Origin of the sequence: Stenotrophomonas sp. OVS01A, assembly GCF_019969775.1 — a bacterium.
In the GTDB taxonomy this organism is placed as follows: Bacteria; Pseudomonadota; Gammaproteobacteria; order Xanthomonadales; family Xanthomonadaceae; genus Stenotrophomonas; species Stenotrophomonas indicatrix.
On sequence record NZ_JAHXYV010000001.1, the window covers coordinates 1,592,567 to 1,606,462 of the forward strand.

A 13,896-nucleotide genomic window follows, 5' to 3' on the forward strand; every position below is an offset into this window, starting at 1 on the left:
GCAGGAGGAAAGACACCGTGAATGTCCGCAGGCAAGCAGTTGGCCTTCTGGGCTGGGCCATCATCACTTTTCTGGCGGCCGCACTGGGCGCGCGTGCCTCGATCTCGGCAGCGGATTTCTACGCAAGCCTGACGTTGCCGGCATGGGCACCGCCGGCCAGCGTGTTCGGTCCGGTGTGGACGGTGCTGTACGCATTGATGGCGCTGGCGGCGTGGCTGGTGTGGCGCCAGGGCGGATGGCGCGCGGCCGCGCCTGCGCTGGCACTCTATCTGCTGCAGCTGGCCCTCAACGTGCTGTGGAGCTGGCTGTTCTTCGGCTGGAAACAGGGGGCGTTGGCGTTCGCTGACATCGCACTGTTGCTGGCGCTGATCGTGGCCACGATCGTGGCCTTCCATCGCGTGCGTCCGGCGGCGGCATGGCTGCTGCTGCCTTACCTGGCATGGGTGACGTTCGCCAGCGCGCTCAACTACGCGGTGTGGCAGGCCAATCCGGTCGTGCTTTAGCCGGGCAATGCCTGAGGGCCTTGCGCTGCGGGCCGCCACTGGCGCAGCGCGCTGCCCCTGAAGGCCTGCTCACCGCAGCCGGTCGGGCAGCGCAGTACACGCGCGGCAGACGTGCTGACAAGCCCATCGCCCTCCTGCGCCTTGAATACGACCTCGCAGCACAGGCAGCGCGCCACCAGCGAATACAGATGGACGATGCGGCCGCTACCGGGATCCTGCAGTGCGTTGACATCCAGCAGGTCGAAACGGCCGTTTTCAGGCGATGGGCGCGATGGGCGAAGCAGGGAAGACGATGGCTGCAGGTTCACGTCGATGCGTCACAGAAGGATGAGCGACGACTGTAGTAGGCGCGATGTGCAGCAGATGTGCACCGCACCCATCAGGTTGCAGCAGCGCCACCCAGCCGGTTGATCTGCGCACATTCCAGCACCGCCGGCGGCTCCGGCATCGTCGCCAGCACGATCATCGCGCGGCCGATGGCTTCGTTGCTGGTCACCAGTGAGGGCAGGACGCGGCCCGCCGCCGCCATCAGGGGACCGCCAAAGCGATACAGCGGCTTCAACGCCGCATGACGGGTGCCGGTCCCCGCAACCGGGCGCACCCCGGCGGGACGCAGCATGACGGTGCGCACCGCGAGCTGCGCCAACGCGGCCTCGGTCTCGCCCTTGATGCGCAGGGGCATGATCCGGCTGTGGGGATTGGCATGGGCGCCGGAGACATACAGGAACCGGCCGTCCGGATTCGCCTCGGCCCATGCTGCAGCCACGGCAAGGGTGGCATCGAGCGTCACCTTCCGATACTCGTCCTCGGCGGTGCCGACCGGCGGTGCTCCGGCACAATAGAAACACGCATCGAATCCGGCCAACTGCGGGCCCACACCACGGGCATGCTGGAAATCGGCCAGCACGATCTGCTCGATACGCGCGTCGAGCCGGGCCTTGCCGCGGACCAGGGCAGCGGTGCGCGCCACCTGCGGCGAAGCGAGGCAGGCACGGGCAACGCCCTGCCCGACCAGTCCGGTCGCGCCGGTCAGCAGAATCCGCAGCGGGCGTGTTTCGTACATGCGTTGACCTTGAAGAAGCCTAGAGTTTCACGAAGCGCTGGATCCGGCGGGCCAGCCAACCACTGAATACCAGCGGCGCATCCAGCGCGGAAATGCAGATGCACGGTACGCCCGGCGCCGTTACCGGCTGGTGCTCGACCTCCTCGTCCAGGTCGGCCACATCGCCGGGCGCGAACAGACCCAGCGCATCATTGTAGGAACCCCGCAGGATCTGTGTCAGTTCGCTGCGACCATGGCTGTGCATCGGCAGGCATTTGCCCGGCGCGATCTTCAGCATGATCAGCGACGGCATCTGCTCGGCACGGATGCAATGCACTCCCGGCGCCATCCAGCGCCAGTGCAGCCGGCCCAGCGAATCGCCGAAGTACGGATGCAGCGACGTCGGCAGATGGTCCGGATCCGCCTCGGGGCGTTCGCGCGGCATCGACCGCAGCGGGCCTGGCACCGCGTCGGCCTGGACCTCGACGAGCTGCGCAAGCATCGCTTCGCGCAGGCCCGCCCGCCGCGCCTCGTCCGCCACGGGCTGGGTCTGCTCCAGCAGTGCGGCACCGATGGCCTCCGCTTCGCGCAGCCGCTGGCGGCAGTGCGGGCACTGCTCCAGATGGGTGCCGGCGACGATGCTCAACGGTGCCGGCAGAGCACCGGCGGCGTAGCTCATCAGCGTCGACTCATGCAGGTGGTGGTGCGGATTCATGGTGCACCCCCGACCTTGGACTGCAACTGCAGGAACGCTCGTCGCAGGTGTGATTTGACCGTGCCCAGCGGCATGCCCAGCGCCTGCGCGATCTCGCTGTGGCTCTTGGCCTCGAAGTAGGACATGCGAACCAGACGCGCCTGCGTGGCCGGCAGCTCATTGATGCGCTGGCGCAGGCGGGCATGGTCGGCAAACTGCTCGGCGCTGCTGCGCTCGCCGACGTCGGCGGCAGCGGCGTCTTCCACGGCTTCCTGCACCTGCATCCAGCTGCGTTCGCGACGCACGCGGTCGATGTGCAGGTTGCGGCCGATGCGATACAACCAGGTGCTCAGCGCACCTTGGGCAGGATCGAACTCGGCCGCGCGCAGCCACAGCCGCAGCAGGCATTCCTGGGCCAGCTCCTCGGCCACCGCTGCGGGTGCGCCAAGGCCACGCAGATAAATGCACAGGCGCGGCATGAAATGGTCGTAGATGCGCATGAAGCAGTCACGATCGCGCAGCCGGGCGACGCCATCCATCTCGCCGTTCCAGTTCGTTGGCTCGTTGCTGGGCTGCTGTGAACTGGACACGATCCGCGCGGTGTCGAAGGGATGGGAGGGACTGGCGGGAGGACGGTACATCGGCGGGGGCTGCCGTTGGGTGAAGAGGAGTCCTTCCCTCTACGCACGGTGGCGCCTGTTGGATGCACCCGGGATGGGTGCCAACGTGCATCCAGCCGGCGCCGTCGCGCGTACAGGCCCGCAAGCCTCCCATGGATCGCCCCGATGCGTCTTGCCTGGTTGCTGCTCTGCATGCCCTGCGCCGCTTCGGCCGCGCCGCTGCTGCGTTCGGAGGGCGTGGCCACCCTGGCCAACGGAGTCATTGCCTACCGCGAAGTGCATTGGCAGCGCGGCGCCGGCGATGGCAGCGAACGCTGGGTGGAATACCTTTGCCCTGCGGGCCAACCTTTCGCCCGCAAGCAGATGCCCGCCGCCACCCGGCCGCAGGTGCGGGGCTATGTGCTGCAGGACGCCCGCAGCGGCCAAGCGGCCGATGTGAGGGTCGACCCCGGCGTGGTCCGGGTCGACTGGAAGGAGGACACGTCCACGCCTTCCCGCACCAGGCAGCTGCCGCTGCCCCCGGATGCCGTGATCGACGCCGGCTTCGATGCCGCCGTGCGGGCCCACTGGCGCACGCTGCAGGGTGGAGCACCGGTCAGCCTGCCTTTTCTGGTGCCCGGCCGGCAACGCTTCTACCCCGTGCAGGTGCAGTACCAGGGCCCGGTGCGCTGGCAGGGGCTTTCCGCCCATGCGGTGAATGTCCGCCTTGATACCTGGTTCGGCGCGGTGGCCCCACGTCTGTCGCTGGTCTACGCCGATGCTGATCGCCGCCTGCTCGAGTTCCGTGGTACCAGCAACCTGCGCGATGCACGTGGCGATTATCCGCAGGTGACCGTGCGCTTCGCCGCGCCCGCAACCGAGCAGCCGGAGCAGCGCTGGCGCACTGAGCTGCAGCGACCGCTGGTAGCGAGCTGTGGTGTTACGACCAGGTGAACATGCAGTCTGATGCAATCCACTGCATCCAACCTGCACTGCAACGCGTAGAGGTAGGCAATCGACTCCCTCGGGCTTCCGTCCATGGCATCCGCAGCGCCTCCACTCCGCAGACGTTCGCGCCTGTTGCGCACCTTCCAGCGCTGGTTCGACACCGATGCCGGAAGCGAAACGGCGATCGACGGCAGCCAGGGTGACCGCATCGACTGGCTGCGCGCCCTGCCCTTCGCGCTGCTGCACGTTGCCTGCCTCGGGGTGATCTGGGTGGGCGTGTCCTGGACAGCGGTTGCCGTCGCAGTGTTCCTGTACGCGATCAGGATGTTCGCCATCACCGCGTTCTATCACCGCTACTTCTCGCACCGGACGTTCGAGGCATCGCGCACCGTGCAGTTCGTGTTCGCGGTCATCGGCGCCGCCAGCGTGCAGCGTGGCCCGCTCTGGTGGGCAGCGCACCACCGCCACCACCACCGCCACGCCGATCAACCGCAGGACCCGCATTCCCCGCGCCAGGGCGGGTTCTGGCGCAGCCATATGGGTTGGTTCCTCACCCGTAGCGCCTTTGCCACCGATCTGCAGCGCATTCCCGATCTGGCCCGCTACCCCGAGCTGCGCTGGCTGGACCGGTTCGACACCGTGGTTCCCGTGTTGCTGGCCGCTGCGCTGTATGGTGTGGGTGCGGTGCTCGAGCGTGTGGCACCGGGCCTGCATACCTCCGGCCCGCAGCTGCTGGTCTGGGGCTTCTTCATCTCCACCGTGGTGTTGTTCCACGCCACGGTCACCATCAATTCGCTGGCGCACCGATTCGGCCGGCGCCGCTTCGAGACCCGTGATGACAGCCGCAACAACCTCTGGCTGGCGCTGCTGACCTTCGGCGAAGGCTGGCACAACAACCATCACTTCTTTCCCGGCACCGCCCGCCAGGGCTTCCGCTGGTGGGAGATCGACATCAGCTGGTATGGCCTGCGCGCAATGGCTGCGCTGGGCCTGGTGAAGGGCCTCAAGCCGATCCCGGCCTGGGTACTGGCCAAGGCGAGGCACTGACATGCGTATCGCGGTCATCGGTTCCGGCATCGCGGGTCTGGCCAGTGCGTGGTGGCTGGACGGCGAGCATGACGTCACCCTGTTCGAGGCCAACGACTACCTGGGCGGCCACACCCACACCCACGAGGTGACGGTGGACGGCCGCAGGATGGCGGTCGACACCGGGTTCATCGTCTTCAATCCGCACCATTACCCGCTGCTGTCGGCGTTGTTCGACGAACTGGGCGTGGACTCGCAGCCCACCACGATGAGTTTCTCGATGCACAGCGAGCGCAGCGGCGTGGAGTACAACGCCACATCGCTCGATGGCCTGTTCTGCCAGCGCCGCAACCTGCTCTCGCCGCGTTTCTGGGGAATGCTGGCCGACCTGCGGCGCTTCTATCGCGACGCGCCCCTGCTGCTGGGCGAGGAGCAGGGCCCCACGCTGGGCCAGTACCTGCACAGCCAGCGCTATGGCGAAGCGTTCGTGCAGGAACATCTGCTGCCGATGGCCTCGGCGCTGTGGTCCTCGCCGACCGCGCAGGTGCTGGACTTCCCGGCCCGTTACCTGGTGCAGTTCATGGCCAATCACCAGATGCTGCAGATGACCGGGCGCGCGCCCTGGCGCGTGGTCAAGGGCGGCTCGGCGCGCTACGTGGACGCCCTGCGTGCGCGCTGGCGGGTGCATGAGCGGCTGGAATGCCCGGTGCATGCGGTCGAGCGCATGCCCTGGGGTGCACGCGTACACACCGCAACCGGCATTGAAGGCTTCGATGAAGTGATCCTGGCCTGCCATAGCGACCAGGCCCTTGCCCTGCTGGCCGACGCCGATCCGATCGAGCATGCGGTGCTCGGCGCGATCCGCTACCAACCCAACGAGGCCGTACTGCACACCGACGCCTCACTGTTGCCCGCCAACCGCAAGGCGTGGGCGGCCTGGAACGCGCATGTACCGCGCGACCCTACCGCACCCTGCACGGTCAGCTACTGCATGAACCTGTTGCAGGGGCTGCCCGGTGATACGCCGCTGGTGGTGACCCTCAACCGCAGCGAGGCCATCGACCCGGCCAAGGTGCTGCGCCGACTGCACTACGCGCATCCGGTGCATGATCCGGCTGCGGTGGACGCGCAGCGGCGCTGGGCCGAACTGCAGGGCCGGCGGCATACCTGGTTTGCGGGTGCGTACTGGGGCTGGGGCTTCCATGAAGATGGAATCCGCAGTGCCCGCCGCGTTGTGGATGCACTGCAGATGCGCGACGCCGGTGCGCCGCCTCCCCTGCAGGTGGAGGTGGCTGCATGAGCGCCAGCGCCCTCTACTTCGGGCACGTGGTGCACCGCCGGCACCATCCGCATCCGCATGCCTTCCGCTACCCCATCGCGCAGCTGCTGCTGGACCTGGACGAGTTGGACCAGGTATTTGCCGGGCGCTGGCTGTGGTCGGTCGGGCGCCGCAACCTGGCAGAGTTCCGCCGCAGCGACTATCTCGGCGATCCCAGGACACCACTTGCAGACGCCGTGCGTGACCATGCCGCGACCGTGCTGGGGCGGCGCCCGGACGGCCCGGTGCGTCTGTTGGCGCACCTGCGCTTCGGTGGCCACGTGTTCAATCCGGTCAGCTTCTATTACTGCTACCGGGCCGACGGCAGCACCCTGGACTGCATCGTCGCCGACATCACCAACACGCCGTGGAAGGAACGGCACGCCTATGTGCTGCCTGTTGAAAGCGCACAGCCGCAGGGGCGCGCCCTGCGCTGGCAGTTCGACAAAGCCTTCCACGTTTCCCCCTTCATGCCGATGGATTGCCACTACGACTGGCGCTTCACCGCGCCCGGCGATGACCTGCGCGTACATATGCAGGTCTGGCGCGACGGTGTCCGGCAGTTCGATGCCACCCAGGCCATGCAGCGACGCCCGCTCGATGGCCGCGGCCTGGCCCGGGTCCTGGCATTCCACCCGTTGATGACCGTGCAGGTGGTAGCCGCCATCCACTGGCAGGCACTGCGCCTGTGGCTGAAGCGCAATCCCGTGCATGACCACCCCGCTCTTGCCGAGAAACCGCGATGAACGAGCTGAATCCTTCCGTTGCCCTGCCCCGCCCCGGCGCGGTGGACGTATTCCTGCGCCGGAGGCTGCTGGCGGTACTGGCGCCGCTGCGCGAAGGCGGGCTGCGGGTACGCGACCCCTTGGGCGAGGTCATCCTCGGTGATCGTGCGGGCGCACTGCAGGCCACGGTGACCATCAGCGATATGGCGTTCTACCGCAAGGTGGCCGCGCAGGGCAGCGTCGGCGCGGGTGAGAGCTACATCCACGGCGATTGGCGCTGCGATGACCTGGTGGCCCTGGTGCGGCTGCTGGTACGCAACCGCGACCTGCTGGATGGCATGGAACGCGGGCCGGCGCGCATCGGTGGCTGGCTGCTGCGCGGCTGGAACCGCCTGCGGCGCAACAGCCGCGAAGGCAGTCGCCGCAACATCGCCGCCCACTACGATCTGGGCAATGACTTCTTCGCGCTGTTCCTGTCGCCGGACCTGATGTACTCCTCGGCAGTGTTCAGCGGTGCTGGCGACTCGCTGGAAACCGCCTCGCGCCGCAAGCTGGACCGCATCTGCCAGCAGCTGCAGCTGCAACCCGGTGATCGCGTCGTCGAGATCGGTACCGGCTGGGGCGGGTTCGCCCTGCATGCCGCCCAGCGCTACGGCTGCCATGTGACCACCACCACCATCTCCGCCGAACAGCACGCGCTTGCCGCCCAGCGTGTGGCCGAGGCGGGCCTGCAGGAGCGCGTGACCCTGCTGATGCAGGACTACCGTGATCTGCAGGGCCAGTTCGACAAGCTGGTGTCGATCGAGATGATCGAGGCCATCGGTGCCGAGTATCTGGACACCTACATGGCGACCCTGCAGCGGCTGCTGAAGCCCGATGGCGTGGCCCTGCTGCAGGCCATCACCATCGAGGACCAGCGCTACGAGCAGGCGCGTCGCAGCGTGGACTACATCAAGCGCTTCGTGTTCCCCGGCAGTTTCATTCCCTCGATCAACGCCATCCTGGCCGCCAAGACCCGGGCCTGCGACCTGCAGCTGATCGCCCAGCAGGATTTCGGCCACTCCTATGCCCTCACCCTGCGCGCCTGGCGGCAGCGCTTCCTCGCGCAGTTGCCGGCGGTACGTGCGCAGGGTTTCGATGACCGCTTCTGCAGGCTGTGGGAGTTCTATCTGGCCTACTGCGAGGGCGGCTTCCTGGAGCGCTCGATCGGCGTGTCCCATCTGCTGCTGGCACGCCCGGGCTACCGTCCCGAGACGGACGTCCATGGCCAACGGGCCGGCTGACATGCGCCGCACCTGGGTCAACGTAATCGGCAACCAGCTGGTATGGCTGTGCGCCGTTGCCGGAGCCGGCCGCGGCTGGCAATGGCCGGCCCTGCTGTCGGCCACACTCTATGTCGGCAGCCAGTTGCTTGCCTCGACGCGGCCACGCCTGGAGCTGCGCCTGCTGTTGCTCGCGCTGGGGTGTGCCTGGCTGGTGGATGGCAGCGCTGCAGCCAGCGGTGCTGTGCAGTACGCCGCCGCACCGCTTGGATGGGTGCCGCCACCGTGGATTTTCGCGCTGTGGGCGGCCTTTGCGATGACGCTGACGGCGTCGATGGCGTTCCTGCAGCGGCACTGGATGCTGCCGGTGGCCCTGGGCCTGCTGGCGCCGCTGGCGTATCTGTCCGCGGCGCGGGGTTTCCAGGCCGTACATTTCACCGCCCCGGCCTGGCTGGGCGTGGCAACACTGGCGCTGGGCTGGTGCGTGGCACTGTCGCTGCTGTGCGCCGTCGCCCGTCGCGGAACGCCCAGCAATCGTGACACCCCATTGATCGGAGCAGCCTGATGAGCATTCTGTGGTGGGTACTGCTGTACGCCGTGCTGATCATGGCCTGGGGTTGGACCTGGCAGCGCAGGCACCGCAACATCGGCATCGTCGATGTCCTGTGGGCAAAGGGCGTGGCGGCAGGCGCGCTGCTGCTTGCATGGCTGGGCGATGGCGCGCTGCAGCCACGCATCGCACTGGCCGTGCTCGGTGGCCTGTGGGGAAGTCGTCTCGCCCTGCATCTGTGGCGCCGCGTACGCAGCGAGGAGGAAGACGGTCGCTACCGCTATCTGCGCGAACACTGGCACGGCCACCAGGGCAGGATCTTCGGCTTCTTCATGGCGCAGGCGCTGTTGGTGGTGCTGTTTGCGCTGCCGTTCACGGCCGTGGCCGGCAATCCCCACAGCGACATGCCTGGCTGGATCGCAGCGGCGGTCGTCGTGTGGCTGCTCAGCGTGGGCGGCGAAGCACTGGCCGACCGTCAGCTGGCACGCTTTCGTGCCGACCCGGCGAACAGGGGCCGGACCTGCCGCCAAGGACTGTGGCGGTACACGCGCCATCCCAATTACTTCTTCGAGTGGCTGCACTGGTTCACCTATGTACTGCTGGCAGCCGGCTCACCCTTGTGGTGGCTGGCCTGGTCCGGGCCGGTGCTGATGTACGTGTTCCTGCGCTACCTCAGTGGCGTTCCCTTCACCGAGAAACAGGCGCTGCGCAGTCGAGGCGATGACTATCGCGACTACCAGCGCAGTACCCCGATGTTCTTCCCCTGGTTTCCGCGCAGCCCCAAGGAGTGATCCCGATGAACAGCACCCCGTCCCTTGCTCCGGTTACCGATACGGAAGCCGGCCTTACCGGCTGGGCCGAGCGTGGCTGGCTGCCCGATGCGGCGCTGCGCGCGGGCATACGCCGCCTGTGTGCGCAACGCCTGGCCGAGGAGTCGAGCGGCAGCATGGAGGAGCAGGCCCAGCGCTTCAGCCGCCGTATCGCCGAGCTCGCTGGCAGCCCACTGGCACTGCACGTGGATGCGGCCAACCGCCAGCATTACGAGGTGCCTGCCGCCTTCTTCCAGGGCTGCCTGGGGCATCGCCTGAAGTACAGCAGCTGCTACTACCGCACCGGCCGCGAGACGCTGGACCAGGCCGAGGATGCGATGCTGGAGCTGTACGGGCAGCGCGCCGGATTGGCCGACGGCCAGGCCATTCTTGAGCTGGGCTGCGGCTGGGGCTCGCTGACGCTGTGGATGGCCGAGCGCTACCCGAACGCGCGCATCACCGCCGTGTCCAACTCGCACAGCCAGCGCAGCCATATCCTGGCGCAGTGCGAGGCGCGCGGGTTCGGCAACGTCGAGGTACTCACCCGGGACGTCAACCAGCTGGACCTGCCTGCCGCTGCATTTGATCGCTGCGTGTCGGTGGAGATGTTCGAGCATGTCCGCAACTACGACCGCCTGCTGGGCCGCATTGCCCGCTGGCTGAAGCCGGACGGTGCGCTGTTCGTGCACATTTTCGCCCATCGCACGCTGATGTATCCGTTCGAGACCGAGGGCGACGACAACTGGATGGGCCGGCACTTCTTCACCGGCGGCCTGATGCCGGCAGCGGACACGCTGCTGCACTTCCAGCGCGACCTGGTGCTGGACCAGCGCTGGCTGCTGGACGGCACGCACTATCAGCGCACGGCCAACCATTGGCTGGCCAACCAGGATGCCGCCCGTGAACAGCTGCTGCCGGTGCTGGCACAGACCTATGGCGACGAAGCGGCCGCACGCATCTGGTGGCAGCGCTGGCGCATGTTCTGGATGGCCTGCGCCGAATTGTTCGGCTACGACGACGGCCAGCAATGGCTGGTCGCCCACTACCTGTTCCGCCCGCGCTGAAGGAGACCGCCCTCATGCGTATCGCATCGCTGTTCCCGCTGCTGGCCGTTGCCCTGTTCGGCGCAGGCTGCAGCAGCCACGACACCCGCCCCATCCCGCTGCCTCCGAAGGTGGACGTGCCGCGCTTCATGGGCGACTGGTATGTCATCGCCCATATTCCGTCCCGGCCCGAGCGCGAGGCCTTCGACGCGGTGGAAAGCTACGCGCTGCAGGCCGATGGCCGCATCCAGACCACTTTCACCTATCGCAAGGGCAGCTTCCAGTCGCCACAGAAGTCGATGCACCCGGTGGGCCGTGTGGAAAAACACGGCAATGGTGCGGTCTGGGGAATGCAGTTCATCTGGCCCATCCAGGCCGAATACCTGATTGCCTGGCTGGATGAGGGCTACACCCAGACCATCGTGGCCCGCAACAAGCGTGACTACGTGTGGTACATGGCGCGCACGCCGCAGGTGAGCGAGGCGGACTACCAGCAGGCGGTCGCCCGCATCCAGGCAATGGGCTACGACACCGGCAAGCTGCGCCGTGTGCCGCAGTCGGTGCGCTGAGCCCGCGCGAAGTGATGTTGCAGAACAGAATGACGCTAGCGCCGAATCGGCCGTTGCCCCATGAATGGGGGAATATAGGGCTGCCCGGCCTTTCACGGATTATCAATCCCGCTTTATGTGATTAATATCACTTAAAGACATTTACTCCCATGCAATAAAGGCGGCGAAGATTCACCGGCCTCCGGCCACAGGGAGCGTGCCATGCAGGATGTCTCGCCGCATCAGTGCAAGGTTGTATCCGAACGGAAATGGTCTCTCAGCACGTTCATGGAGTTCTATGAGCGCGTACTGAGCCAGCGCATTTTCGGTCCCTACGGAAAGCTGCTGGCCGAGGAGATCGCTGGCGACATCCGGGCCGGTTTCAACGCGTCCGACGTCCTGGAGGTCGCCTGCGGCACCGGGGTCATCACCGCTAACCTTTACCAGCACCTGAGCAGGCCGCTGGGCCTACGGTTGGTCGCCACCGATCTTTCAGCGATCGCCGTGAACGTGGCACGCAGCGTGCTGAGCGATGAGGTGCAGCGCAACGTGCCCCTCCTTGCCGATGTGGACATGGCGGAGCTGCCCTTCGCCGACGCCAGCTTCGACGTCATCGTCTGCGGGTTCGGCCTGATGTTCCCGCCGGACAAGGCGCGCGTCGCCCGCGAGTTCAGGCGCGTGCTCCGCCCTGGCGGACGGGTCTACGCCACGGCATTCCACTACAACCAGCTGTTCGAGCTGGCCCGCGAGCAGTCACGGCAGCACTTCGGCATGCCCTCCCGGCTGATGGATGCAGCCCTGAGCCTGACCGACCCGTCGCCCATCACACGCGCGTTCACGATCGAAGGACTTTCCCCGCGAGAGGGCGAGATGGCTGAACTGCGGCCCCTCGCGTTTGCCATGGGCGACGCCGATGTGCGCGAGTTCCTGTTCAACGCCTGCATCCTTCTGGAGGAGTTCAACCAGTGCGATGCCCCCAGCAGGGAGCGCTATCTGGACGCGATGCTGGACGCCGTCCATGCAGCAGTGCCAGACCGGCGTTACCAGGTGGAAGCCTGGTTGCTGCGCGGCTGTGTCGATGCTGCACACACTCCAGCGCAGGCCGCCCTCCGGGCGCCGGATTTCTCACCCCTGCTGGCGCTCCACCTGCCACTGCAGCAGGATGCGCGCGCGATGCGCGGCTTCGAAAGCGCTCGCGCACGGTTCCTCGCCGACCACCCCGATTATCCCCATGATCAGGTCGAGGCCATGCGCCAGCAGGAATATGCGCGGCTGGATGAGCAACAGGTGACCTATCTGGATCACGTGGGCGGAACATTGCCACCCGACAGCCTGCTTGAGCAGGATTACCAGGCACTCAAGCGGACGATTCTCGGCAATCCGCACAGCGGATCGAAAGCATCCCAGGACGCACTTCATGGGGCGTGTGAGCAGATCCACGCCTTCTTCGGAACCACGCCGGAGGAGTACGAGATACTGTTCACCGCCAATGCCAGCAGCGCAATCCGGTTGGTGGCCGAGTCATTCCCGTTCCAGGCCGGGTCGCAGGCACTGCTGACCAAGGACAATCACACCTCGGTACACGGCTTGCGCGAGTACGCCACGGCGAAGGGCGCACAGGTGAAGTACATTCCGCTGGATGACGAGCTGTTGTTGCATGAAGGGCTGATGTGGCGCGCGTTGCAGCGGCTGCAGCCCGGCGCGCCGCATCTGCTCGCCTTTCCCGCGCAATCCAATGCGACCGGCGCCCGGCACGATCTGGCCTGGATCGAGCGGGCCCAGGCGCATGGCGCGACGGTGCTGTGTGACGCGGCGGCCCTGGTGCCGCAATACCGGCTTGACTGCGGCCGTCATCACCCCGATTTCGTGGTGGCGTCGTTCTACAAGATCTTCGGTTACCCCACCGGCGCAGGTTGCCTGCTCGCCCGTCGGGCCGCACTCGACCTGCTGAAACCGCCGTCGTTTGCCGGTGGTGGCGTGTGCTACTACTCCGGGCCATGGTCGCCCACCGATCGCCTGCTGTACCGCGATGCGGGCCAGCGATTCGAAGTCGGCACGCCCAACTACGCTGCCTTCCCGGCCATCGCCAGAGGCTTTGAATTCGTGGCCGCACTGGGCGGAGTGGAAGCAGTCGCGTTGCGCTCGCGTGCGTTGGCCGAGTGGCTGCAGGCGCAGCTGTCATCGCTTCGCCACCACATCGGCGGCGCGTTGCCGCTGTGCCAGATCTATGGCCCGCCCGCTGCGCAGCGGGGGGCGACGCTGATGCTGAACTTCTTCGACTGCTATGGCTCCATCCTGCCGCACGCCCGCATCAAGCGCGCCGCAGACCGGTTCGGCATCACCCTGCGCAATGGCTGCTTCTGCAACCTGGGCGCCGTCCAGCAGGCGACCTACGCTACCGCAGGCGCCGAGCACTGTGAGCTGGACAAGACCGGGAAGATTCTCGACTGCACCACATTCGACGAGAAGATCCTGGAGAAGGGTGATTGCGGTGCGGTCAGGATTTCGTTCGGGCTGGGATCGAATTTCACCGATGCCTATCGCTTCCTGCTGTTCGCCACCTGCCTGCTGGACACAGATGCTTCAGGCCTGGAATGTGTAATGGAGCAATCATCGGCACCGGCTCCGGAACCCCGGGTTGCCAGTACTGTGCAGGCTTGATCCGCTGCGGGGCCGTGCCCAGGCCGGACTGCCGCCGGCGCGGTGCCGCTGATCGGCCAGGCCGGATCAACCGCAGCCTGGCCTGTGACGCGAGATGAATGGGGGTCCACCCGGCCGCTAGCCGCATGCAGCCTGCCTCCTCTATAGTCAGCCGAGCACGACAGGCGT

General features: G+C 66.8%; 15 protein-coding genes. 11 read left to right on the top strand and 4 right to left on the bottom strand.

All coding sequences use genetic code 11. The features are described from left to right. The first annotated feature begins 17 nt into the window (after window positions 1–17). Complete coding sequence (locus LC407_RS07485) at window positions 18–503, top strand: TspO/MBR family protein (RefSeq protein WP_223482529.1); 486 nt, start codon at window positions 18–20, stop codon at window positions 501–503. Here the strand turns inward: LC407_RS07485 and LC407_RS07490 are convergent. From LC407_RS07490 to LC407_RS07505, 4 genes are all read right to left on the bottom strand, one after another. Then, the gene (locus LC407_RS07490) at window positions 500–811 is read right to left on the bottom strand and encodes a hypothetical protein (RefSeq protein WP_093818395.1); all 312 of its coding nucleotides are present in this window, start codon (window positions 809–811) and stop codon (window positions 500–502) included. The two genes, LC407_RS07485 and LC407_RS07490, sit on opposite strands and share 4 nt — an antisense overlap. A 71-nt stretch (window positions 812–882) precedes the next feature. After that, the gene (locus LC407_RS07495) at window positions 883–1,566 is read right to left on the bottom strand and encodes an NAD(P)H-binding protein (protein WP_080148703.1); all 684 of its coding nucleotides are present in this window, start codon (window positions 1,564–1,566) and stop codon (window positions 883–885) included. Window positions 1,567–1,585: 19 nt separating this feature from the next. Next, window positions 1,586–2,260, bottom strand: a complete 675-nt coding sequence (locus LC407_RS07500; RefSeq protein WP_223482530.1) for a ChrR family anti-sigma-E factor — start codon at window positions 2,258–2,260, stop codon at window positions 1,586–1,588. After that, window positions 2,257–2,880 carry a sigma-70 family RNA polymerase sigma factor gene (locus tag LC407_RS07505; RefSeq protein WP_025874474.1) on the bottom strand — a complete coding sequence of 208 codons (624 nt, stop codon included), beginning with the start codon at window positions 2,878–2,880 and terminating at the stop codon, window positions 2,257–2,259. The genes LC407_RS07500 and LC407_RS07505 overlap by 4 nt, the downstream gene beginning before the upstream one ends. Before the next feature lie 144 nt (window positions 2,881–3,024). Between LC407_RS07505 and LC407_RS07510 the strand changes: the two genes are divergently transcribed. From LC407_RS07510 to LC407_RS07555, 10 genes are all read left to right on the top strand, one after another. Continuing rightward, a complete protein-coding gene (locus tag LC407_RS07510) occupies window positions 3,025–3,792 on the top strand; it encodes a hypothetical protein (protein WP_099842549.1) in 768 nt (255 codons plus the stop codon). An 84-nt stretch (window positions 3,793–3,876) separates the two neighbouring features. Further along, window positions 3,877–4,833: an acyl-CoA desaturase gene (locus LC407_RS07515; RefSeq protein WP_223482531.1), complete on the top strand. Its 957-nt coding sequence runs from the start codon at window positions 3,877–3,879 to the stop codon at window positions 4,831–4,833. A 1-nt stretch (window position 4,834) separates the two neighbouring features. Next, the gene (locus LC407_RS07520; RefSeq protein WP_025874471.1) at window positions 4,835–6,112 is read left to right on the top strand and encodes an FAD-dependent oxidoreductase; all 1,278 of its coding nucleotides are present in this window, start codon (window positions 4,835–4,837) and stop codon (window positions 6,110–6,112) included. Beyond that, window positions 6,109–6,876 carry a DUF1365 domain-containing protein gene (locus LC407_RS07525; RefSeq protein WP_223482532.1) on the top strand — a complete coding sequence of 256 codons (768 nt, stop codon included), beginning with the start codon at window positions 6,109–6,111 and terminating at the stop codon, window positions 6,874–6,876. Before LC407_RS07520 ends, LC407_RS07525 begins: the two co-directional genes overlap by 4 nt. Beyond that, a complete protein-coding gene (locus LC407_RS07530; protein ID WP_223482533.1) occupies window positions 6,873–8,138 on the top strand; it encodes a cyclopropane-fatty-acyl-phospholipid synthase family protein in 1,266 nt (421 codons plus the stop codon). The genes LC407_RS07525 and LC407_RS07530 overlap by 4 nt, the downstream gene beginning before the upstream one ends. 1 nt (window position 8,139) lies before the next feature. Continuing rightward, window positions 8,140–8,682: a DUF2878 domain-containing protein gene (locus LC407_RS07535; RefSeq protein WP_025874468.1), complete on the top strand. Its 543-nt coding sequence runs from the start codon at window positions 8,140–8,142 to the stop codon at window positions 8,680–8,682. Further along, a complete protein-coding gene (locus LC407_RS07540; protein ID WP_099784220.1) occupies window positions 8,682–9,458 on the top strand; it encodes a DUF1295 domain-containing protein in 777 nt (258 codons plus the stop codon). Before LC407_RS07535 ends, LC407_RS07540 begins: the two co-directional genes overlap by 1 nt. A 5-nt stretch (window positions 9,459–9,463) precedes the next feature. Then, complete coding sequence (locus LC407_RS07545; RefSeq protein WP_223482534.1) at window positions 9,464–10,540, top strand: class I SAM-dependent methyltransferase; 1,077 nt, start codon at window positions 9,464–9,466, stop codon at window positions 10,538–10,540. A gap of 14 nt (window positions 10,541–10,554) precedes the next feature. Next, complete coding sequence (locus LC407_RS07550; protein ID WP_223482535.1) at window positions 10,555–11,088, top strand: lipocalin family protein; 534 nt, start codon at window positions 10,555–10,557, stop codon at window positions 11,086–11,088. A gap of 201 nt (window positions 11,089–11,289) precedes the next feature. Next, complete coding sequence (locus LC407_RS07555) at window positions 11,290–13,728, top strand: aminotransferase class V-fold PLP-dependent enzyme (protein WP_223482536.1); 2,439 nt, start codon at window positions 11,290–11,292, stop codon at window positions 13,726–13,728. Window positions 13,729–13,896 lie beyond the last annotated feature (168 nt).

What these genes read in the sequence shown, in the direction of transcription:
- LC407_RS07555 (WP_223482536.1), top strand. Translation starts at nt 11,290, where the DNA reads ATGCAGGATGTCTCGCCGCATCAGTGCAAGGTTGTATCCGAACGGAAA.
- LC407_RS07550 (WP_223482535.1), top strand. Translation starts at nt 10,555, where the DNA reads ATGCGTATCGCATCGCTGTTCCCGCTGCTGGCCGTTGCCCTGTTCGGC.
- LC407_RS07495 (WP_080148703.1), bottom strand. Translation starts at nt 1,566, where the DNA reads ATGTACGAAACACGCCCGCTGCGGATTCTGCTGACCGGCGCGACCGGA.
- LC407_RS07535 (WP_025874468.1), top strand. Translation starts at nt 8,140, where the DNA reads ATGCGCCGCACCTGGGTCAACGTAATCGGCAACCAGCTGGTATGGCTG.
- LC407_RS07515 (WP_223482531.1), top strand. Translation starts at nt 3,877, where the DNA reads ATGGCATCCGCAGCGCCTCCACTCCGCAGACGTTCGCGCCTGTTGCGC.
- LC407_RS07525 (WP_223482532.1), top strand. Translation starts at nt 6,109, where the DNA reads ATGAGCGCCAGCGCCCTCTACTTCGGGCACGTGGTGCACCGCCGGCAC.
- LC407_RS07510 (WP_099842549.1), top strand. Translation starts at nt 3,025, where the DNA reads ATGCGTCTTGCCTGGTTGCTGCTCTGCATGCCCTGCGCCGCTTCGGCC.
- LC407_RS07505 (WP_025874474.1), bottom strand. Translation starts at nt 2,880, where the DNA reads ATGTACCGTCCTCCCGCCAGTCCCTCCCATCCCTTCGACACCGCGCGG.
- LC407_RS07545 (WP_223482534.1), top strand. Translation starts at nt 9,464, where the DNA reads ATGAACAGCACCCCGTCCCTTGCTCCGGTTACCGATACGGAAGCCGGC.
- LC407_RS07520 (WP_025874471.1), top strand. Translation starts at nt 4,835, where the DNA reads ATGCGTATCGCGGTCATCGGTTCCGGCATCGCGGGTCTGGCCAGTGCG.
- LC407_RS07540 (WP_099784220.1), top strand. Translation starts at nt 8,682, where the DNA reads ATGAGCATTCTGTGGTGGGTACTGCTGTACGCCGTGCTGATCATGGCC.
- LC407_RS07530 (WP_223482533.1), top strand. Translation starts at nt 6,873, where the DNA reads ATGAACGAGCTGAATCCTTCCGTTGCCCTGCCCCGCCCCGGCGCGGTG.
- LC407_RS07500 (WP_223482530.1), bottom strand. Translation starts at nt 2,260, where the DNA reads ATGAATCCGCACCACCACCTGCATGAGTCGACGCTGATGAGCTACGCC.